The sequence below is a fragment of the Streptomyces sp. NPDC094143 genome, assembly GCF_040303825.1.
Lineage (GTDB): Bacteria > Actinomycetota > Actinomycetes > Streptomycetales > Streptomycetaceae > Streptomyces.
In genome coordinates this window covers 1-19,588 of record NZ_JBEOTZ010000048.1, presented here as the reverse complement: position 1 = coordinate 19,588, position 19,588 = coordinate 1, and the positions used below count along the sequence as shown (strand labels likewise).

General features: G+C 72.4%; 17 protein-coding genes. 4 read left to right on the top strand and 13 right to left on the bottom strand.

The window, feature by feature from the left end:
• Positions 1 to 3: 3 nt before the first annotated feature.
• The gene (gene pepN / locus ABTZ58_RS35645; RefSeq protein WP_351366218.1) at positions 4 to 2,580 is read right to left on the bottom strand and encodes an aminopeptidase N; all 2,577 of its coding nucleotides are present in this window, start codon (positions 2,578 to 2,580) and stop codon (positions 4 to 6) included.
• 139 nt (positions 2,581 to 2,719) lie between these two features.
• On the opposite strand from pepN, the gene ABTZ58_RS35640 reads away from it, so the two are divergent.
• Positions 2,720 to 3,355 carry a mycothiol-dependent nitroreductase Rv2466c family protein gene (locus ABTZ58_RS35640; protein WP_309093863.1) on the top strand — a complete coding sequence of 212 codons (636 nt, stop codon included), beginning with the start codon at positions 2,720 to 2,722 and terminating at the stop codon, positions 3,353 to 3,355.
• A 3-nt stretch (positions 3,356 to 3,358) separates the two neighbouring features.
• Here the strand turns inward: ABTZ58_RS35640 and ABTZ58_RS35635 are convergent, their stop codons facing one another.
• From ABTZ58_RS35635 to ABTZ58_RS35590, 10 genes are read right to left on the bottom strand one after another with little or no spacing between them, the layout of a single operon-like run.
• On the bottom strand, positions 3,359 to 3,580 hold the full coding sequence (locus ABTZ58_RS35635) for a hypothetical protein (protein ID WP_351366214.1): 222 nt from the start codon (positions 3,578 to 3,580) through the stop codon (positions 3,359 to 3,361).
• Positions 3,580 to 4,632: a glycerophosphodiester phosphodiesterase family protein gene (locus ABTZ58_RS35630; RefSeq protein WP_351366211.1), complete on the bottom strand. Its 1,053-nt coding sequence runs from the start codon at positions 4,630 to 4,632 to the stop codon at positions 3,580 to 3,582. The genes ABTZ58_RS35635 and ABTZ58_RS35630 overlap by 1 nt, the downstream gene beginning before the upstream one ends.
• A gap of 26 nt (positions 4,633 to 4,658) precedes the next feature.
• Positions 4,659 to 6,083: an FGGY family carbohydrate kinase gene (locus ABTZ58_RS35625; protein WP_351366208.1), complete on the bottom strand. Its 1,425-nt coding sequence runs from the start codon at positions 6,081 to 6,083 to the stop codon at positions 4,659 to 4,661.
• A gap of 19 nt (positions 6,084 to 6,102) precedes the next feature.
• Positions 6,103 to 7,134 (bottom strand): 2-hydroxyacid dehydrogenase, encoded by a 1,032-nt coding sequence (locus tag ABTZ58_RS35620; protein ID WP_351366205.1) that lies wholly within the window; start codon positions 7,132 to 7,134, stop codon positions 6,103 to 6,105.
• On the bottom strand, positions 7,131 to 8,210 hold the full coding sequence (locus ABTZ58_RS35615; RefSeq protein WP_351366202.1) for an ABC transporter ATP-binding protein: 1,080 nt from the start codon (positions 8,208 to 8,210) through the stop codon (positions 7,131 to 7,133). The genes ABTZ58_RS35620 and ABTZ58_RS35615 overlap by 4 nt, the downstream gene beginning before the upstream one ends.
• Positions 8,188 to 9,012 (bottom strand): DeoR/GlpR family DNA-binding transcription regulator, encoded by an 825-nt coding sequence (locus tag ABTZ58_RS35610; RefSeq protein WP_351366199.1) that lies wholly within the window; start codon positions 9,010 to 9,012, stop codon positions 8,188 to 8,190. Before ABTZ58_RS35610 ends, ABTZ58_RS35615 begins: the two co-directional genes overlap by 23 nt.
• Positions 9,009 to 10,100, bottom strand: coding sequence for an ABC transporter ATP-binding protein (locus tag ABTZ58_RS35605; RefSeq protein ID WP_351366196.1), 1,092 nt, complete (start codon positions 10,098 to 10,100; stop codon positions 9,009 to 9,011). The genes ABTZ58_RS35610 and ABTZ58_RS35605 overlap by 4 nt, the downstream gene beginning before the upstream one ends.
• On the bottom strand, positions 10,097 to 10,921 hold the full coding sequence (locus ABTZ58_RS35600) for a carbohydrate ABC transporter permease (protein ID WP_351366193.1): 825 nt from the start codon (positions 10,919 to 10,921) through the stop codon (positions 10,097 to 10,099). Before ABTZ58_RS35600 ends, ABTZ58_RS35605 begins: the two co-directional genes overlap by 4 nt.
• Positions 10,918 to 11,796 (bottom strand): carbohydrate ABC transporter permease, encoded by an 879-nt coding sequence (locus ABTZ58_RS35595; RefSeq protein WP_351366190.1) that lies wholly within the window; start codon positions 11,794 to 11,796, stop codon positions 10,918 to 10,920. The genes ABTZ58_RS35600 and ABTZ58_RS35595 overlap by 4 nt, the downstream gene beginning before the upstream one ends.
• Positions 11,797 to 11,798: 2 nt before the next feature.
• Entirely contained in the window at positions 11,799 to 13,220 is a 1,422-nt protein-coding gene (locus ABTZ58_RS35590; RefSeq protein ID WP_351366187.1) for an ABC transporter substrate-binding protein, read from the bottom strand.
• Between the two features lie 156 nt (positions 13,221 to 13,376).
• Between ABTZ58_RS35590 and ABTZ58_RS35585 the strand changes: the two genes are divergently transcribed.
• Both ABTZ58_RS35585 and ABTZ58_RS35580 read left to right on the top strand, forming a co-directional pair.
• Positions 13,377 to 14,843 carry an FGGY-family carbohydrate kinase gene (locus ABTZ58_RS35585; RefSeq protein WP_351366184.1) on the top strand — a complete coding sequence of 489 codons (1,467 nt, stop codon included), beginning with the start codon at positions 13,377 to 13,379 and terminating at the stop codon, positions 14,841 to 14,843.
• Between the two features lie 679 nt (positions 14,844 to 15,522).
• The gene (locus tag ABTZ58_RS35580) at positions 15,523 to 16,146 is read left to right on the top strand and encodes a histidine phosphatase family protein (RefSeq protein ID WP_351366181.1); all 624 of its coding nucleotides are present in this window, start codon (positions 15,523 to 15,525) and stop codon (positions 16,144 to 16,146) included.
• A gap of 157 nt (positions 16,147 to 16,303) precedes the next feature.
• Here the strand turns inward: ABTZ58_RS35580 and ABTZ58_RS35575 are convergent, their stop codons facing one another.
• Both ABTZ58_RS35575 and ABTZ58_RS35570 read right to left on the bottom strand, forming a co-directional pair.
• A complete protein-coding gene (locus ABTZ58_RS35575) occupies positions 16,304 to 16,951 on the bottom strand; it encodes a superoxide dismutase (RefSeq protein ID WP_351366178.1) in 648 nt (215 codons plus the stop codon).
• 135 nt (positions 16,952 to 17,086) lie between these two features.
• Positions 17,087 to 18,469, bottom strand: a complete 1,383-nt coding sequence (locus ABTZ58_RS35570; protein WP_351366175.1) for an amino acid permease — start codon at positions 18,467 to 18,469, stop codon at positions 17,087 to 17,089.
• Positions 18,470 to 18,893: 424 nt separating this feature from the next.
• On the opposite strand from ABTZ58_RS35570, the gene ABTZ58_RS35565 reads away from it, so the two are divergent.
• On the top strand, positions 18,894 to 19,475 hold the full coding sequence (locus tag ABTZ58_RS35565; RefSeq protein WP_351366172.1) for a biotin transporter BioY: 582 nt from the start codon (positions 18,894 to 18,896) through the stop codon (positions 19,473 to 19,475).
• The last annotated feature ends 113 nt before the right edge of the window (positions 19,476 to 19,588 follow it).

Here is a 19,588-nt window from a genome sequence, read left to right as displayed (position 1 = left end):
AAGCTACTGGTCAGCGGCCTGGTCGCACGCCTGTCCACGCAACGCGCGTGCCAGATCGTCCCGGGACTCCAGGACCAGCCGGCGCAGCGCCGGGGCCGCCTCACGGTGGGCGTCCAGCCAGGCGTCCGCGGCGTCCAGCGTCTCCTTCGACTGCTGCAGCGACGGGAACAGGCCCTGCACCACGTGCATGGCGATCTGGATCGACCGCTCGGTCCAGACCCGCTCGACCGCCGCGAAGTACCTCTCCGCGTACGGCGCGAGCAACTCCCGCTGGGAGTCCTGGGAGAAGCCCGCGATGGTCGCCTCGACCATCGCGTTGGACAGCGCGTCCGACTCCACGACCTGCGCCCACGCCTGGGCCTTGACCGCCTCCGAGGGGCGCGCGGCCAGGCAGCGCACCTGGTGCCGCTTGCCGGAGGCCGTGTCGTCCCGGGCCAGCTCCTCGGCCAGCGCCTTCTCGTCCACTGCCCCGTGCGCGGCCAGCGGCTCCAGGAAGACCCACCGCAGCTCTTGGTCCAGTTCCAGCCCTTCGACCGTCGCCGTGCCCGCCAGCAGGTCGCGCAGTAGGTCGAAGTCGGCCTCGGCGGTGGCCGTCCGGGCGAAGAAGCGCGCCCACGCCAGCTGGTGCTCGCTGCCGGCCTCGGCCGCGTACAGCTCGCGCCGCGCGCCCTCGGCGAGCAGCCGGGCGGTCGTCGCGCGCCGGGCCGGCGCGCAGTAGTGCGTGAGCGCCGACTCGGCCCACGCGTGCAGCATCTGCAGGACGCCGATCTCGGACTCGCGCCCCGCGAACCGCAGCACCAGGTCCACGAACCCTCGCGCCGGCAGCAGCGCGTCCCGCGTCATGTTCCACAGCGCCGACCAGCACAGGGCGCGGGCGAGCGGGTCGGTGACCGACCCCAGGTGCTCGCGCAGCGTGGCCAGCGACGTCTCGTCGAAGCGGCTCTTGCAGTAGGTCAGGTCGTCGTCGTTGACCAGGACCAGATCCGGGGCGTCGGCGCCGGCCAGCTCCGCGACCACCGTCCGGGCGCCGTCGACGTCGGTCTCCACGCGGGCATAGCGCTCCAGCGTCCCGTCCGCCACCCGGTACAGGCCCACCGCGACCCGGTGCGGGCGCAGTTCCGGGTGCGACTCGGCGGCCTCCTGCACCACCGCCAGCTCCTCGACGCGGCCGTCGGCGTCCAGCAGCACCTGCGGCGTCAGCGCGTTCACCCCGGCCGTCTCCAGCCAGGACCGCGACCAGGCGCTCATGTCCCGGCCGCTGGTCTCCTCCAGCACCGACAGCAGGTCGCCGAGGCGCGTGTTGCCGTAGGCGTGCCGCTTGAAGTAGCGCCGGGCGCCCTCCAGGAACGCCTCCTCGCCGACGTACGCCACGAGCTGCTTGAGCACCGACGCGCCCTTGGCGTACGTGATGCCGTCGAAGTTCAGCTTGGCGTCCTGCAGGTCGCGGATGTCCGCCGTGATCGGGTGCGTGGAGGGCAGCTGGTCCGCGCGGTAGGCCCAGGCCTTGCGGCGGTTGGCGAAGGTGATCCAGCCCTCGCTGAAGCGGGTCGCCCCGACCAGGGAGTACGCGCCCATGAAGTCCGCGAAGGACTCCTTCAGCCACAGGTCGTCCCACCACTCCATGGTGACCAGGTCGCCGAACCACATGTGCGCCATCTCGTGCAGCACGACGTTGGCCCGGCCCTCGTAGGACGCCTGGGTCACCTTGCCGCGGAAGACGAACTCCTCCCGGAACGTCACAAGACCCGGGTTCTCCATCGCGCCCAGGTTGTACTCCGGCACGAACGCCTGGTCGTACTTGCCGAACGGGTACGGGTAGTCGAAGTGGTCGTGGAAGAAGTCCAGGCCCTGCTTGGTGACCAGGAAGACGTCGTCGGCGTCGAAGTGGGGCGCGAGGGCCTTGCGGCACAGGGCGCCGAGCGGGATCTCCAGCGTCGTGCCGTCCGCGAACGTGCGGGAGTAGGAGTCCGTCACGTGGTGGTACGGGCCCGCCACCACGCAGGTGATGTACGTCGAGATCGGCTTGGTCTCCGCGAACCGCCACACCCCGTCGGACCGCTCACCGGCGCCGTTGCTCCACACCGTCCAGCCCTCGGGGGCCCGCACCTCGAAGCGGAACGGGGCCTTGAGGTCGGGCTGCTCGAAGTTGGCGAAGACACGTCGGGAGTCGGCCGGCTCGTACTGCGTGTACAGGTACACCTCGCCGTCCTCCGGGTCGACGAAGCGGTGCAGGCCCTCGCCGGTGCGGGAGTAGGCGCACCGGGCGTCGACCACCAGCTCGTTGTCCGCGGCCAGGTCCTCCAGCGTGATCCGGCAGCCGTCGAAGACCTCCCCGGGGTCCAGGTCGCGGCCGTTGAGCGAGACGGACGTCACACTCGGGGCGATCAGATCGGCGAAGCTGCTCGCGCCGGGCTCGTTGCAGCGGAAGCGGATCGTCGTGACCGAGCGGAACGTGCGGGGCCCGTCGCCGCTGTCCTCGCCGACCGCGGACCGCAGGTCGAGGGACACCTCGTACCCGTCGACGCTCAGCAGGGCGGCCCGCTCGCGGGCCTCGTCGCGGGACAGATTCTCACCGGGCACGGGCGGAACTCCTCAAGCGTCGTGGAATACGGCTGAACAGCACCGATCCTGCCACGAGCCCCTGACACGGGTCAGCCGGGAATGGCCGGGGACCGCCGAGGTGTTTCCCCGGGAAAACGGCTTCCTCACGAGGAGAGACATGTCGGACAAGACCCCCGTCGACTTCTGGTTCGACCCGCTGTGCCCCTGGGCGTGGATGACCTCCCGTTGGGTGCTGGAGGTGGAGAAGGTCAGGGACATCAAGGTCCGCTGGCATGTCATGAGCCTCTCCGTGCTCAACGAGGACAAGCTGGACGAACTCCCCGAGCGGTACCGCGAGCTGCTGGAGACGGGCTGGGGCCCGGTCCGGGTCGTCATAGCCGCCCAGCAGGAGCACGGCGCCGAGGTGCTCGGCGACCTCTACACCGCGCTCGGCACCCGCATCCACAACCAGGGCGAGGGCCACGGCAAGGAGACCGTCGCCGCGGCCCTGAAGGACGTGGGCCTGCCCGACTCCCTGATGGAGCACTGGGACGCCACCCCGTACGAGGCCGAGCTGCGCGCCTCCCACAAGGAGGGCATCGACAAGGTCGGCCAGGACGTCGGCACGCCCGTCATCGCCGTGCCCGGCGCCGACGGCGAGCAGATCGCCTTCTTCGGACCGGTCGTCACCCCGGCGCCCAAGGGCGAGGAGGCCGCCCGCCTGTGGGACGGCACCCTCGCCGTGGCCTCGGTGCCGGGCTTCTACGAGATCAAGCGCACGCGCACCAAGGGCCCGGACTTCTCCAACCTCTGAGGCTCACGCCGAGGCGTCGGCTCCCGGGTTCCGCAGTTCCTCCGGGAGCCGGCCCCCGGCCGCCCGGTGGTCCCAGGGCTGGTACCACCGGCAGCCCGGTGCGGTGCAGCGCCACAGGTCCGTGCGCCGTGTCCCGATGGCCTTCCTCTCCTCGGGCTTGAGCGGCGCGAACACCTGTGTGCCGCTGCCGGGACAGGTCGGGCAGTGCTTGTCCCTGAAGAACATCAGCCCCTCCTCGCGCTGACCGCCAGGTCCGGGAAGTCGGTGACGACCGCATCGACCCCCATGTCGTAGTACAGCGCGTATTCCGCGAACGCGTCCCCGAAATCGTTGGGTCCGCTCCCGCGCCGGAACCGGGCCGGCAGGAACTGGTTCTCCGCGCGGAAGGTGTACGGCCCGATCCGCAGCCCCGCCGCGTGCGCGTCCGCGACGAGCGACGTGCCGGCGACCGAGGACTTGTCCGGCCCGATCCAGTCGGCGTACGCGGCGATCCGGGCGAGCCCGGCCGGACTCATCATGTCCCGGTACGTCGTGGGATCACCGGCCGAGACCAGGTCGTACGGCCCGCCCGTCGTCCCCAGCGCCTGCCACAGCGGCACGCCCAGCCGTTCCGCGGCGATCAGGCTGAGGCTCGTCGGCTCGAAGGACTGCACGACGCACTCGCGCGGCCCGAGCCGGTTGCGGCGGATCACCGTGGCCAGCCTCGGCTCCAGCGGCAGCCCGATCGAACGGAAGTACGTGGGGTGCTTGGTCTCGGGGAAGACGGCGACCGTGCGGCGGTGCGCCTTCGACAGCCGCCGCGCCAGGTCCACGACCTCCTGGAACGTCAGGATCCGCGCACGCCCGTCGAAGACGGTGTTGCGGTTGCGCACCGCCGGCAGCCGCTCCACCGCCCGCAGCGTCTTCAGCTCGGCCAGGGTGAAGTCCTCCGTGAACCAGCCGGTGACCTGGCGGCCGTCGACCGTTTTCGTCGTGCGCCGGTCCGCGAACTCCGGCCGCAGGGCCACGTCGGTCGTCTGGGAGATCTCGTTCTCGTGCCGGACCACCAGCTCGTGGTCCTTCGTCGGCACCAGGTCCGGTTCGATCCAGTCGGCGCCCGTCTCCACCGCGTGGGTGTACGAGACCGCCGTGTGCTCCGGGCGCCAGCCGGCCGCGCCGCGGTGGCCGATGACGACCGGGCCGCGTGCACCCGGTCCGGCCGCCGCCGGGGGGCCGGCGGTCGCCGTGGCCGTCCCCGCGGCCGCCGCGAGCAGGAGGCATCTCCGTCCGAGCTGCATGCAACTCCCCTTAGTGGGTGGGATGTTCAGGCACGAGCACGGGCTCGTGCCCCGGCCAGCCGCTCCAGGTGCTCCGCATAGCCCTCCGTGTAGAACGCGGCCCGGCCCGGGTCCGGCTCGACGACCGCCGTCGGCCTCGTCCACGCCGGTGCGTCCAGCCCGGCCCCGAACCGCTCGGCCGCCGCCAGCACCGCCCCCCGCGCCCCCACCTCGCCCTCGACGACCCGCAGGGGCCGCCCGAGCACGTCCGCCAGCAGCCGCGTCCAGGCGGGGCTGCGCGTGCCCCCGCCGCAGACGGCGAGGCTTCCCGTCAGGCCGGCCGCCTCCAGGCAGTGCCGGGCCGCGTACCCGATGCCCTCGCAGGTGGCACGGACCAGGTCACCCCGGGTCGACTCCAGGGACACACCGGTGAGTTCGGCGCGCAGCCGCGGCTCCACGAAGGGGGCGCGTTCCCCGGAGGGCGCGAAATAGGGCAGCACGCGTACGCCGTGCGCGCCGGGCGGGGCCTGCGCCAGCAGCCCGTCCACCTCGTCGTGCCGCACACCGGTCGTGGACAGCACCCAGTCCAGCGCGGCCGTGCCGACCATCGCGGGCATGGCGCGCAGCCAGTGCCCGGGCCGGTCCGTGGAGATGTACAGCCCGGCCGGTTCGCCGGTCAGGTCGAGTTCGGTCGTGGCGACCAGGCTGGCCAGGCAGGTGCCGACGATCAGCAGCCCGTCGCCCGGGGACGTCACCCCGGCGCCCAGCGCGCAGGCGGGCAGATCGTAGGGGCCGTTGGCGATCAGGGTGCCGGCCGGCAGGCCCTCGCCGCGTGCCCCGGCCGTGGCGACCGGGTCGCTGACCGGGGCGAGCAGGCCCCGCCGGTGGCTCAGCCCGAGCAGTTCGACGACCCGGTCGTCGTAGGTGCGGGTCCGCGGGTCGAGGAACGGCATGGACGCGTCCGACACGTCCGTGGTCGGGCCGGCTCCGGTCAGCCGCCGGAAGACCACGTCCTTGCAGTACAGGGCGGCCCGCGCGGTGTCCAGTGCCTTCGGCTCGTGGCGGTCCAGCCAGGCCAGCAGCGGACCCGGGCAGCCGGGGAACAGCGCGCTCCCGGTCCGCCGGAACACCGTCTCGAACGTGCCGTCCGCCAGCCACCGGTCGACCAGTTCGTGGGCGCGACCGTCCATCCAGGAGGCCGCCGCCCGCACGGGCCGCCCCTCGGCGTCGACCAGCCACACCCCGTCGCCCTGCCCGGTCAGCCCGGCGAACTCCACCGGCTCCGCCACCGCGGCGGTCAGCGCGCCGAGCACGCCGACGACCGCGGCGTACACCTCCTCCATGTCCTGCTCGACGACGCCGCCGTGCAGCGACAGGCCCACCGGCCGTGCCTTGACGGCCAGTTGGCGGCCCGCCGCGTCGAAGGCCGCCGCCTTGACCATGGACGTGCCCACATCGATACCGACGTACATGCGGCTCTCCTCAGGGTCCTCAGGTCAGACAGTGCGCGAGCGGCTCTCCGCGCACCCAGCGGCCCACCTCTTCGGCGGCGATCCGCGCGGCCTTCTCCGCCACCGCGCGCGAGGCGCCGCCCAGGTGGGGTGTGAGCACCACGCGTCCGGCGAATCCCCGCAGCCGGGACTCCACCGGCAGCGGCTCCCGCTCGTAGGTGTCGAGCGCCGCCGCCGACACCCGGCCGCTGTCCAGCGCGTCGCACAGCGCGTCCTCGTCCAGCAGCGGACCCCGGGCCACGTTCACCACCACCGCCCCGTGCGGCAGCAGGTCCAGTTCCCGGGCGCCGACCAGCCCCCGCGTCCGAGCGGTGAGCCGGGCGTGCAGGGTGATCACCCGGGAGCGGCGCAGGAGGTCGTCGAGCGAGGTGACGCGCAGGCCGTGGATCTCGCCGTGCACATACGGGTCGTACACCATCACCCGCGCCCCGAACGCGCACAGCACGCGTGCGACCCGGCTGCCGACGGCCCCGTACCCGATCAGCCCGACGGGCAGGTCCTCCAGCTCGTGGCCGCTCTCCTCGTACGTGTAGTACGTCGCCCCCTCCCAGCTGCCCCGCCGGACCAGCGGCTCGTGGGCCTGGGGGATGCGGCGCAGGGCGCAGAGCATCAGGGCGAGGGTGAACTCGGCGGTGGCGGCGGCGTTGCGGCCGGGCGCGAAGCACACCCGCACGTCCCGCCGCTTCGCCGCGTCCAGGTTGACGTTGACCGGCCCGCCCCGGCAGACCACGACCAGCCGCAGGTCCGGGCAGGCGGCCAGGACCCGCTCGGTGACCGGACCCATCTGCGTGACCAGCACCTGCGCCCCGGCCAGCGCCTCGATCAGCTCGTCCTCGGCGTCGCTGGCCTCCCGCACCTCGGCGACCGGCCCGAAGGGCTCCAGCGGCCAGCCCAGCCGCAGTTCCCGCACCTGGGCCCGCTCCACCTCGTGTGCCACCGCCCGGGTGATCAGCGACGGCAGGACGAAGTGGTCACCGGCGGCCACGACACGCACGCTGTTCTCGGCAGTCATCGCAGTGAGGCTCCTGTCTCGGCGTCGAAGACATGGGTGTGTGCGAGGTCGGCGGCGACCCGGACCCGCTCGTCGTGGGCGAGCCGTACCCCGGGGTCGGTGAGGACGACCAGGTGCCGCTCGACACCGTCCAGGGCGAGGGTCGCCAGGCCCGACTCCAGGAGCGGTTCGTGCGCGACGACCCGGGCGGGCAGGCCGTCCCCGGCGGTGAGCCGGACGTCCTCGGGGCGGATGCCGACCACCACCTCGCGGCCCCGCTCCACCGGCACGGGCAGGGCGATCCGGACCGTGTCGGACAGGCGGGCGTGGCCGTCGCCGCCGGCGATGCCGGGCAGCAGGGTGATCGCGGGCTCGCCGACGAAGTCGGCGACGAAGACATCGGCCGGGCTGTCGTAGATCTCGTAGGGGGTCCCGAGCTGCCGGATGACGCCGTCCTTCATGACGGCGATCCGGTCGGCGAGGGAGAGGGCCTCCTCCTGGTCGTGGGTGACCAGGATGGTGGTGTGGCCGAGGTCCTTCTGGATGCGCTTGAGTTCGCGGCGGGTGGTGTCGCGCTGGGCCGCGTCGAGGTGGGACAGGGGCTCGTCGAGGAGCAGCACGTCCGGTTCGCGGATCAGGGCCCGGGCCAGCGAGACGCGCTGTTTCTGGCCGCTGGACAGACCGGCCGGGCGGGCGTCCAGCAGCTCGGTCAGTCCGACCCGTTCGGCGATCTCCTTCACCTTGCGGTCGACATCGCCCCGGGCGGACCTGCGCCGGGCCTTCAGCCCGAAGGCCAGGTTCTCCGCGACCGACAGCGGCGGATACAGCGCGTAGTTCTCGAACGCGACCCCGATGTTGCGCCGCCGCGCGGGCCGTTCCACCACCGACGCCCCGCCGACCAGGATGTCCCCGCCGGTGACGGACTCCAGTCCGGCGATCATCCGTAACGTGGTCGACTTGCCGCAGCCGGACGGCCCGAGCAGCCCGAGCAGTTCCCCGGACCGCAGGCTCAGGTCGATCCCGCGGACGGCGTCCACACCGGGCCGCCCACGCGACCGGTAGGTCTTGCGCAGCTCACGTAGCTCCAGTCCCGTCATGGCCGCCCTTCATCGCGCAAACCTCGTAACGGACCTTGTGCTCGTCCAGGTCCCGCAGTGCCTCCGGCGACGCCCCGCCGTCCACGAGGACGGTGTCGAAGCGGGACAGCGGGACGACCCGGTGCAGGGCGACCCGGCCGAGCTTGGTGTGGTCGATCAGCAGGACGTTCCGGGCGGCCGCGTCGAGCATCGCCCGCTTCACGGACACGATGTGCTGTTCCTGGTGGTACGCGTAACCCCCGTGCACGGCCGACGTCGACGCGAAGCACACGTCCACCCGCAGCTGCTCGACCGCCTCCACGCACGACACTCCGAGGAACGAGGAGTGCAGCGGGTCGTAGTCGCCGCCGAGGGCCATCAGATGGATGCCCCGCTGGTCGGCCAGGAGGTTGATCGCCTCCAGGAAGTTGGTGACGACCGTCAGGGGCGTGATCTCGCCCGTGCGCAGCCGCCTGGCTATCTCCAGGGTGGAGGTGGAGTCGTCCAGCAGGATCGCCATGCCGGGCTCGACCAACCGCAGGGCGTGTTCGGCGACGGCGGCCTTCTCGGCACGCATGGTCTTCAGCCGGTACTGCACGTTCGACTCGAAGACCCCCGACGGCTGAGCGGTCACCCCGCCACGGAACTTCCGTACCACGCCCTGCCGTTCGAGCTCGTCCAGGTCCCGGTGGATGGTCATCAGGCTCACCCCGAACCGCTCGGCCAGCTCCGCCGCCGTGGCCGAGCCGTCGGCCAGCACCTGCTCGGCCATGGCGGCCTGCCGCGCCGCGGGCCCCTGCTGTCCCCCACTGCTGTTGCTCATGGCTGTGTCTCTATCCGTCGTCCCGGTCGTTCCGGCCGGTCGGCCTCGAACAGCAGCAGGTTCTCAGGCCGGACCACGAGCCGTACCGCATCGTCCGGACGAAGGCGCGCCGCGTCCGCCCGGGGGGCCACCAGGGACACTCGCTGCTCCCCGGTGCCGAGCCGGACGGTGACCTCGACGGACCGGCCGAGCACCTCGGTGACGTACACGGTCCCGGACAGTTCGTGACCCTCGCCGCCGTGCAGGGCGATGTCCCGGGGACGGATGCCGACGAGGACGTCCGTGCCCGGCGCGGTCCGCGCGCGGACCGGCAGCTCCACCCCGCCGTCCGACCGCACCCCGCCCTCCGTCGACACCCCCGGCAGCAGGTTGATCCGGGGCCGGCCGAAGGCCCGCGCGACCTCCGTGTCGTGCGGCCGGTACCAGATCTCCTCCCGCGTGCCCGTCTGCACGATCCGCCCTTCCCGGATCACCCCGATCCGGTCGCCCAGCGCCAGCGCCTCGACCGAGTCGTGGGTGACGTAGAGAGTGGTGGTGCGCCGCACGGCCGCGATGGCCTTCAGCTCGGCCCGCATCTGCTGGCGGAGCTTGGCGTCGAGGTGGGAGAGCGGCTCGTCGAGCAGGAACGCCCGGGCCGGGCGGACCAGCACCCGGCCGAGGGCGACGCGCTGCCGCTGGCCGTTGGACAGCTGCCCGACGGGCCGGTCCAGCAGCCCCGAGATCCCGAGCAGCTCGGCGATCGCGCCGATGCGCTGCCGGGCCTCGGCGGCGGGCAGCCGGTGCCGGGGCGAGCGCAGGGGCGAGGCGAGGTTGTCGTAGGCGGAGCGGTGCGGGTAGAGGGCGTAGCTCTCGAAGCACATCGCCACGCCCCGGTCGTAGGGTTCGACACCCCGCATGTCCTCGCCACCGAGCACGACCGTGCCCGAGTCGGGCTGTTCGAGTCCGGCGACGGTCTTCAGGGTCGTGGTCTTGCCCGCGCCGGACGGGCCGAGCAGACAGAAGAACTCGCCCTCGCGGACCTCCAGTTCGAGCGCGTCCAGCGCGACGGTCCGCCCGTAGGCCTTGCGTATCCCGCTGAGCCGGATCACGACTTCACCGCCCCGAACGACAGGCCCCGCACCAGATAGCGCTGGATGGTCAGCGCCAGCAGCAGCGGCGGGACGACGGAGACGAGCGCGGCGGCGGCCGTGAGGTTGTACTTGGGCCGGTCCCCGCCGAGGAAGGACAGGGCGCCGACCGTCACCGTCTGGGCCTCGTTGGAGGTGAGGATCAGCGGGAAGACGAAGTTGTTCCAGGCGAAGATGAACGCCAGCAGCGACACGGCGGCGATGCCCGGCTTCACCAGCGGCAGGGCCACCTTGAAGAAGGCCTGCTTGCGGGTGTAGCCGTCCAGCAGGGCGGCCTGCTCCAGCTCGGGGGTGAGGTCGGCGAAGTAGGACCGCATGATCCACACGATCAGCGGCAGCGTCACCAGCTGCAGCACCCACACCATGCCGACGTACGTGTCGAAAAGGCCGAGCTTCTGGTACAGCACGAACAGCGGGATGATCACGGTCAGTTCGGGTGCGAAGCGGAACGACAGCAGCGTGAACATCAGGTTCTCGGAGCCCTTGAACCGCCACCGGGCCGAGGCGTACGCGGCCGGGAGCCCGACCACCAGCGACAGCGCGACCGCCCCCACCGACACCACCAGGCTGTTGACGAAGAACCGCACGAACGGGATGCCCTCGCTGTCGCCGAGCACCGTGCGGTAGCCGTCGAGGGTGGGGGAGAAGGAGAAGTAGGTGGAGAACAGCTGGTCCGCCGGCTTCAGCGACAGGATCACCATCCAGGCGATCGGGAACAGCGCGAAGACGAAGTAGAGGATCAGGGCGGCGTCGCCCAGCCATCCCAGGACGCGTCTGCTCATGTGGTGACCTCCGCGGCCTTCCGCTGGATCTTCCCCAGGTGCTTCACCAGCACCATCGCGGCCAGGTACACCACCGCCCACAGCACGATCGTGTAGGAGATCCCGAAGGAGTAGCGCTGGAAGCGGATGGCTTCGAGATACGCCCGGATCTGGAGCACCATCGTCGAGTCGCCCGGCCCGCCCTCGGTCAGGGCGTAGATGATGTCGAACACCTTCAGCGAGTCCATGAACCGGAAGATCACCGCGACCAGCACGTACGGCCACAGCATCGGCAGGGTCAGCCGCCGGAAGGTGTACCACCACCCCGCGCCGTCCACGGCCGCCGCCTCGAACGGGGAAGCGGGCAGCGACCGCAGACCGGCCAGGGCGAGGATCGCCACGAACGGGGTGTACACCCACACGTCCACGGCGATCGACGACAGCAGCGCGCCCGTCGGGGTGTCGGTCCACTGCACCCCGCCCAGGCCGAAGGGCCCGAGCAGGTGGTTGACCACCCCGACCGACGGCTGGAGCATCAGCTTCCAGATGATCGCCGCGATCACCGGGGCGATCATCAGCGGCAGGATCAGGATCTTCTCCAGCGCACGGCCCACCAGGGTCGAGCGGTGCAGCAGCAGGGCGACGGCCACCCCGAGCACGGTCTCCGCGAGCGCCGCCCCGATGGCGTACAGCACCGTCACCCACGCCGAGTTCCAGAACGCCTCCTGCGTGAACACGGCCCGGTAGTTCTCGAACCCCACCATGTCCGGCTGCGGTTTGCTCGCCGAGAAGTCGAACAGCGTGTAGTACAGCCCGAGCCCGAAGGGGTACAGGATCCCGCAGGTGAGCAGCAGGGCCGGGACGATCAGGAGGTACGGGCGCAGCGCGAGCCGCATGGCTAGCCCACCTTGCCGGCGAGGTCGTCCGCCAGCCCGTCCAGCACCGACTGCGCGCCCTTGCCGCCGTAGATCTCCTGGAGGGCCGCGGCCCAGCTGGTCGTCGCGTCGAAGAACTGCGCCTGCGGGGTGAACTGGATCCTCGTCCGGTCGACGACCGTCTCGAAGGTCTCCAGGAACCCGGGCAGGTGCCGCATCTTGTCCTTGTAGGCGGCGTCCTCGGCGACCGACCTGCGCACCGGGTCGATGTGGTTGTGGGTGATCGCGCCCTCGCGCAGGTGCTCCTTGCCGGTGGCCCACTGCAGGAACAGCCAACTTGCGCTCTTCTTCTCGCTCTTGGCGTTCATGCCGAGCGACCAGATCCACATGTTGGTGGCGAGGGAGCCGTCCGGTCCCTTCGGCCCCGGGTGGAAGGCGATCTTCCCGGAGGCGGGGCTGGCGCCCTTCACGGCCTGGAAGTAGGCGGCCGTATCGGCGTCGAACAGCATTCCGGCCTTCTTCGCGCCCAGGTCACTGGAGCACTGGTACCAGGTGTAGGAGGTCCAGGACGGCGGTCCGCCCCGCTTCACCATCCGCGCCCAGTCCTCCGTGAAGGCGACGGCCTCGGGGCTGTTCATCGCCGGTGTGAGCTTCCCGCCGTCGACCGTGAAGTCCTTCAGGCCGTTGCGGGCGTACATCGTCATGAAGCCGGGGTGGATGGTGGCCCAGCTCCTCGACCCGCGCACGGCGATCCCGTACATGCCGTCGAAGCCGGCGCCCGGCGCCTTCCGCTTGATGGTGGCGGCGAGTTCGGTCAGCTCGTCGAAGGACTCGGCCGGTTTCAGGCCGAGCTTGCCGAACACCTCGGTGTTGTAGGCGACGACGTTGGTCTCCCAGCCCCACGGCAGCGCGTACTGCCCGCCCTGCCCCAGCGGCGCGCCCGCCTTCAGCGACCACTGGCCGGCCCGGAGCAGGTTCGGGAAGAAGTCCGCCCGGTCCCACTCGTCGCCCGTGGCCGCGGAGTTGCGCATCCAGGGCCCGAGGTCCTCCAGCCAGCCCGGCGGCCCGTACTGCCACACCATGTACGCGCCGAGCATGAAGACGTCGTAGGAGGCACGCCCGCTGGACAGGTCGACGGTGAGCTTGTCGAAGTAGTTGTCCTCGGGGAAGACGTCGTACTCGACCTCGACGCCGGTCTTCGCGGTGAAGGACTTCAGGTCGGCGATCAACGCGTCCGTGTACGGGTGCTTGTTGAGCAGCGCCTTGACGGTGGTGCCCTTCTCGCGCCGCCAGTCGAAGGAGCCGGTGATGTCGTCGGCGGCGGACCCGTCGCTCTTGCTGTCGTTTCCGCCGAAACCGGCGCCGCAGGCCGTCAGCAGCGGGGCGGCGGCGGCCCCGGCGGCGAGGGCGAGGAAGCGCCGGCGGTCGTGCGCGTGCGTGTCCATCCGTACCTCCGCGTGGAGCCTGGTTAACACGTCGAGTCGACTCGCTAACAGAGGGTGGAACGGCTGAAGTTGGGCGTCAATCCCTCGCGCACGGGAAAATATCGGGGCACAGTGAGAAGTTCACAGATCCGGCTGCGACGGCGTGGGAGGTTCCGGATGGCGGACGAGGATGCGGGCTGGCTGGGCGTCGACCTGGGCACGCAGAGCGTCCGCGTGCTGCTCGTCACCGCCGACGGCACGGTTCTCGGCAGCGGCTCGGCCCCGCTGACCGGGCGGCGCCGCGGGGTGCGGCACGAGCAGGACCCGCTGCGCTGGTGGGCCGCGCTGTGCGCGGCGTCCCGGGCGGCCCTCGGCGCCGCGCCCCCCGGCACGCCGGTCGGCGGACTCGCCGTGTGCGGCACGTCCGGCACGGTGCTGCTGACGGACGGATCGGGCCGGCCGGCCGGCCCGGCGCTGATGTACGACGACGCCCGCGCCGCACGGGAGGCGGCCCGGGCCCGCCGGGCGGGGCTCGCGGTCCAGGACACCTGGGCGCTGCCGAAGGCGCTGTGGCTGCTCGGGGAGTACGGCCCGGGCCTGCGCCTCGCCCACCAGCCCGACCTGATCGTCGCCCGCCTCACCGGCACACCGCCCCCGGCCGACTCCAGCCACGCCCTCAAGACCGGCTACGACGTGGCGCACGAGTCCTGGCCGGAGGCGGCCCTGGCCCGACTGGGCGTCCCCGAGGGCCTGTTGCCCGAGGTGGTCCGCCCGGGCACCCTCCTCGGCGAGGTCCGCCCGGCCGCCGCCGACGCCACCGGCATCCCCGCCGGCACACCGGTGCTCGCCGGGATGACCGACGGCTGCGCCGCCCAGATCGCCTCGGGCGCGCTGCGGCCCGGCTCCTGGAACTCGGTGCTGGGCACGACCCTGGTGCTCAAGGGCGCGGCCCGCGACCCGGTCCGGGACCCCACGGGCGTGGTCTACAACCACCGCGCCCCGGACGGCACCTGGCTGCCCGGCGGGGCCTCCAGCGTCGGGGCCGGGGCGCTCGCGGCGCACTTCCCGGACGCCGATCCCGCCGCGATGGACGAACGGGCAGCGGCGTTCGAACCGTCGAGCGCGGTCGCCTATCCGCTGGTCTCACCGGGGGAGCGGTTCCCGTTCCGGGCGCCGGAGGCCAGCTCGCTCCTGCTGGGCGACCCGGCGGACGACGCCGACCGGTGGGCCGCCCTGCTCCAGGGCGTCGGCTTCGCGGAACGCCTGTGCCTGGACTACCTGCACCACCTCGGCGCCCCCCTCGACGGGCCGCTCACCTTCACCGGCGGCGGCGCGCGCAGCCCTTACTGGAACCAGCTGCGCGCCGACATCCTGGGCCGCCCGGCCCGCGTCCCCGAACAGACGGAACCTGCCCTGGGGATGGCGGCGCTGGCCGCGTTCGGGGCGTCGGGGGCCGGCTCGCTCGCCGGTGTCGCCGAGCGCATGGTCCGCGTCCGGACCGTCCTCGAACCCCGCCCCGGCCGCACGGCGGCCTTCGCCGAGCCGTACACGCGCCTCGTCGACGCCCTCCGGGACCGCGGCTGGCTGCCCGCCGCCGTCGCGGACCACGCCCGGGCCCGGCTGCACCTGGACACGGAGCGATGATGACCAGGGCCTCGGAGCGGCCCGGGCCGGCGTGTTGGCCAGCCCGATGCCGCCTTGCGCCGGTGGGGCAATGGTGACCGGGACCTTGGTCCGGGCCCGGGCCGGTGGGTGGGCCAGTCCGATGCCGCCCTGTGCCGGTGGGGGAATGGTGACCGGGACCTTGGTGCGGGCCCGGGCCGGTGGGTGGGCCAGTCCGATGCCGCCCTGTGCCGGTGGGGGAATGGTGACCGGGACCTTGGTGCGGGCCCTGCGCGGGCGGGTCGGCCAGCTCTGCGCCGACGGGGCAGTGATGGCCAGGACCTCGGTGCGGCCCCGGGCCGGTGTGCTGGCCAGCCCGATGCCGCCTTGCACCGGTGGGGCAATCATGACCGGGAGCTTGGTGCGGGCCCTGCGCCGGCGGGTCGGCCAGCTCTGCGCCGACGGGGCAGTGATGGCCAGGACCTCGGTGCGGCCCCGGGCCGGTGTGTTGGCCAGCCCGGCGCCGCCCTGTGCCGGTGGGGCAATGGTGACCGGGACCTTGCTGTGCCACCGGGCCGGTGTGTCGGCCAACCCGGCGCCGCCCTGTGCCGGTGGGCAATCATGAGCAGGACCTCGGTGCGCCACCGCGCCGGCGTGTCGACCAGCCAGGCACCGCCCCGCACCGACCACCCCACCCCACCGCACGCGAACGGACCGGCCCATGACCACGACCCTCCTGCTGGCCCGCCACGGACAGACCGTCTGGCACGCCGAGAACCGCTACGCCGGCATCAGCGACATCGCCCTCACCGACACCGGCCGCGCCCAGGCCGAGGCCCTCGGCCGCTGGATCGCCGCCCACCCGGTGGACGCGGTCCGCACGTCCCCGCTGTCCCGGGCCGTCGCCACCGCCGACCCCGCCTGCCGCGCCCTCGGCCTCACCCCGCAGCTCGAACCGGACCTGCGCGAATGCGACTTCGGCGTGGTCGAGGGGCGCACGCTCGCCGAGTTCGAGGCCGAGGACCCGGAGTGGGCCGCGGCCTACCGGGCCGACCCGGTGGCGCACTCCTTCCCCGGCGCCGAGGACCCGGCGGCGGCAGCGGCCCGGGGGGTCCGTGCACTGCGGGAGATCGCCGCCGCCCACCCCGGCGGACGCGTCCTGGTCGTCGCCCACAACACCCTGCTGCGCCTGGTGCTGTGCAGCCTGCTGTCGATCCCGGCCCGGGAGTACCGCAGGGTGCTCCCGCGGCTGCGGAACGCGGCGATCAGCGAACTGCGCATGAATCCCGACGGTTCCGCCGCGCTCCTCTCCCTCAACGTGCCGTGCGATCCGGACCTGCCGTAGCCGGACCTGCCGTAGCACGATGAACCCATGCCGCCGACCGGCGTCTGCGCAGAAGACCCCCGCGAGTCCTGTCCTCGCGGGGGTCTTCCTCTCTCCGCCTGCCGTTCGTGAAGGGTGAGAAGACGATCACGAGGCAGGACGCTTCACACGACCGGTCTCAGGGGGCCAGCAGCAGCACGTCCGCCCGGGACTTCGCGGCCTCGTGACGCCGGGCCACGTCCTGCCAGTTGACGACCTGCCACATCGCCTCGATGAAGTCCACCTTCTGGTTGCGGTACTGAAGGTAGAAGGCGTGCTCCCAGGCGTCGAAGACGAGGATCGGGGTCGCGCCCTGGCCGACGTTGCCCTGGTGGTCGTAGACCTGCTCGACGATCAGCCGGCCACTCAGCGGCTCGTGGGCGAGCACGCCCCAGCCGGAGCCCTGCGTGGTCGCGGCGGCCTTGGACAGCTGGGCCTTGAAGCGGGCGAAGGAGCCGAAGGACTTGGTGATCGCGTCCGCCAGCTCGCCCACGCCGTCCTGCGCGAGCGGCTCACCGCCGCCGTCCTTCGGGCCGGTCATGTTCTGCCAGTAGATGCTGTGCAGGATGTGCCCGGAGAGGTGGAAGGCCAGGTTCTTCTCCAGCCCGTTGATCGACCCCCAGGCCTCCTTGTCCCGCGCCTCGGCGAGCTGCTCCAGCGTGTCGTTGGCGCCCTTCACATAGGCCGCGTGGTGCTTGTCGTGGTGCAGCTCGATGATCTCGGGGCTGATCACGGGGGCGAGTGCCGCGTAGTCGTACGGCAGGTCGGGCAGCGTGTAGACGGGCATGGGCGGGTTCCCCTCCGAACCTCTTATTGCAACAGCCTTGCAACTGCACGCTAGCAGCAAGAGTGCCGGGAGGGGTGGCCAGGGCACAGAAAAAGGCCCCCGCGTGTTCCGCGGGGGCCTGTTCACTCGAGGCGGCTACCGCCGGGCGCGCGCCTTCTGCCAGGCGTAGCCGACGGCCGCGAGGGCCAGGGTCATCCCGCCCGTGGAGTACAGCTGCACCCGCGTGTCCGGCTCCCGGGCCATCAGGACGAACACGGCGGCCATGCCGGCCAGGGCGAGCCACGTCAGCCACGGGAACGCCCACATGCGCACGACCAACTTCCCGGGCGCCTCGCGCTCCATCCGGCGGCGCAGCCGCAGCTGCGAGACGGCGATGAAGATCCACACGACGAGGATCACCGCGCCGATCATGTTCAGCAGCCAGGCGAAGACGTCGTTCGGCCGCCAGTAGCTCAGCAGCACGCACAGGAACCCGAACACGCAGGACGCCAGGACGGCGATCCGCGGCACCCCGCCCGAGACCCGGCCCAGCCCCTTCGGGCCCTGGCCGCGCTCCACCAGCGAGTAGGCGATGCGGGAGGCCCCGTAGATGTTGGCGTTCATCGCGGACAGCAGCGCCACCAGCACGACCACGTTCATCAGCTGGCCGGCGCCCGGGATGCCGAGCTCGTCGAGGGCGGCGACGTACGGGCCCTTCTCGACGACCTCCTCGGAGTCCCACGGCACGAGCGTGACGATGACCGCCATCGAGCCGACGTAGAACAGCGCGATGCGCCACATCGCCGTGCGGACCGCGCTCGCCACGCCCTGGACGGGGTTCTCCGACTCGGCCGCCGCGATGGTGACCGTCTCCAGTCCGCCGTAGGCGAAGACCGAGGCGAGCAGGCCGATGACCAGGCCCTCGCCGCCGTTGGGCAGGAAGTCGGTGAGGTTGCCCGTGCCGGGCGAGTCCGTGCCGGGCAGGACGCCCAGGATGGCCAGGACGCCGAGCACCAGGAACAGGGTGATCGCGGCGACCTTCAGCGCCGCGAACCAGAACTCGAACTCGCCGAAGTTCTTCACCGCCGCGAGGTTGGTGCCGCAGAAGACGACCATGAACAGCGCCACCCACGCCCACTCCGGCGTGCCCGGCAGCCAGCCGCTGACGATCTTCGCGGCGCCGATGCCCTCCAGGCCGACCGCCGTGCACAGCAGCACCCAGAAGGACCAGCCCGCGGTGAACCCGGCCCAGGGGCCGATCGCCCGCTCGGCGTGCGCCGAGAAGGAACCCGACGACGGATACGCGGCCGACATCTCGCCCAGCATCCGCATCACCAGCATCACGAGGAGACCGGAGAGGGCGTAGGCGACCACGATCGACGGACCGGCCGCGGCGATCCCCGCGCCGGAGCCGACGAACAGACCGGCGCCGATCACCCCGCCGAGGGCGATCATCGACAGGTGGCGCTGCTTGAGGCCGTGGGAGAGGGAGACGCCGTCCGTGCCGGTCGGCGTCTCCTGGGTGGTGCTGCTGGGCATGGGCGCGACTCGTCCAATGCGTGAGGGGCGTACGAGGGCAAAAACGCCGCCAGTCTCGGACGCCTCCCCGCCCGGAGGGAGAGGCATCTTACGATGTGGACGTCCGTGTCGCTCAGCGTGTCTACGCGGCGACCGGAGCGGGGCGCGAGGCGGTGTCGCCCTCGATGAGGTGACCGTCGCTACCGCGGCACGGTGGCTCGGCGCCTTTGGTGGAAACCTACAGTGGGACCCCCTGTCCCTCCTGTGTTGCACGGCACCCGAGCACCGTGACCGGCGTCACGCCGTACTCGGTGTAACCCGCACTCTTTGTGCAGAGCCGACCAACCGCCGGTCCGCGCCTTTGTCGACCGCTGACGGTGATCGGGCCGAGGGCGCTGGGATAGCGTCACGGTGTCCCACCGGCCCTCACCCTCGCGGAGTCCCCATGAGCACCGCTGCCGCCACACCCGCCCGCACCGGACAGGTCCTCGCCGACCTGCTGCCCGCCTCCCGTGTCCGGGACGCGGCCCTCGTGCTCGGCGGCGCCGCGCTCACCGGCCTCGCCGCCCAGCTCTCCGTGCCCGTGCCGGGCTCCCCGGTGCCGGTGACCGGCCAGACCTTCGCCGCGCTGCTCGTCGGCACGTCCCTCGGCGCCGGCCGCGGCTTCCTGGCCCTGGCGCTGTACGCGGTGGCGGGCCTCGCCGGCGTGCCGTGGTTCGCGGGCGCCTCCTCCGGCGTCGCCCCGTCCTTCGGCTACATCCTCGGCATGATCCTCGCCGCGACCGTCGTGGGCGCCCTGGCCCGCCGCGGCGCCGACCGCTCGGTGTGGCGCATGGCCGGCGCGATGCTCGTCGGCGAGGCGATCATCTACGCCGTCGGCGTGCCCTACCTGGCCCTCGCCACCGGCATGTCGGCCACCGCCGCGATCGCGGCCGGCCTCACGCCGTTCCTCATCGGCGACGCGCTGAAGGCGGCGCTGGCCATGGGCGCGCTGCCGACGGCGTGGAAGTTCGCGAACAAGCGCTGACCTCGCGGAAGTCGGCAGAGGCCCGCCGGGACGTACCGTCCCCCCCCGGGCCCGGGCGGGGGGCCCCCCCCCCCCGGGGCGGGGGGCACACCCCCCCCCCCCCCCCAACGGCA

Excerpts from the sequence above, each read along its gene's own strand:
- ABTZ58_RS35640 (WP_309093863.1), top strand. The coding sequence starts at position 2,720 with ATGTCGGACAAGACCCCCGTCGACTTCTGGTTCGACCCGCTGTGCCCC.
- ABTZ58_RS35635 (WP_351366214.1), bottom strand. The coding sequence starts at position 3,580 with ATGTTCTTCAGGGACAAGCACTGCCCGACCTGTCCCGGCAGCGGCACA.
- ABTZ58_RS35630 (WP_351366211.1), bottom strand. The coding sequence starts at position 4,632 with ATGCAGCTCGGACGGAGATGCCTCCTGCTCGCGGCGGCCGCGGGGACG.
- ABTZ58_RS35625 (WP_351366208.1), bottom strand. The coding sequence starts at position 6,083 with ATGTACGTCGGTATCGATGTGGGCACGTCCATGGTCAAGGCGGCGGCC.
- ABTZ58_RS35620 (WP_351366205.1), bottom strand. The coding sequence starts at position 7,134 with ATGACTGCCGAGAACAGCGTGCGTGTCGTGGCCGCCGGTGACCACTTC.
- ABTZ58_RS35615 (WP_351366202.1), bottom strand. The coding sequence starts at position 8,210 with ATGACGGGACTGGAGCTACGTGAGCTGCGCAAGACCTACCGGTCGCGT.
- ABTZ58_RS35610 (WP_351366199.1), bottom strand. The coding sequence starts at position 9,012 with ATGAGCAACAGCAGTGGGGGACAGCAGGGGCCCGCGGCGCGGCAGGCC.
- ABTZ58_RS35600 (WP_351366193.1), bottom strand. The coding sequence starts at position 10,921 with ATGAGCAGACGCGTCCTGGGATGGCTGGGCGACGCCGCCCTGATCCTC.
- ABTZ58_RS35595 (WP_351366190.1), bottom strand. The coding sequence starts at position 11,796 with ATGCGGCTCGCGCTGCGCCCGTACCTCCTGATCGTCCCGGCCCTGCTG.
- ABTZ58_RS35590 (WP_351366187.1), bottom strand. The coding sequence starts at position 13,220 with ATGGACACGCACGCGCACGACCGCCGGCGCTTCCTCGCCCTCGCCGCC.
- ABTZ58_RS35585 (WP_351366184.1), top strand. The coding sequence starts at position 13,377 with ATGGCGGACGAGGATGCGGGCTGGCTGGGCGTCGACCTGGGCACGCAG.
- ABTZ58_RS35580 (WP_351366181.1), top strand. The coding sequence starts at position 15,523 with ATGACCACGACCCTCCTGCTGGCCCGCCACGGACAGACCGTCTGGCAC.
- ABTZ58_RS35575 (WP_351366178.1), bottom strand. The coding sequence starts at position 16,951 with ATGCCCGTCTACACGCTGCCCGACCTGCCGTACGACTACGCGGCACTC.
- ABTZ58_RS35570 (WP_351366175.1), bottom strand. The coding sequence starts at position 18,469 with ATGCCCAGCAGCACCACCCAGGAGACGCCGACCGGCACGGACGGCGTC.
- ABTZ58_RS35565 (WP_351366172.1), top strand. The coding sequence starts at position 18,894 with ATGAGCACCGCTGCCGCCACACCCGCCCGCACCGGACAGGTCCTCGCC.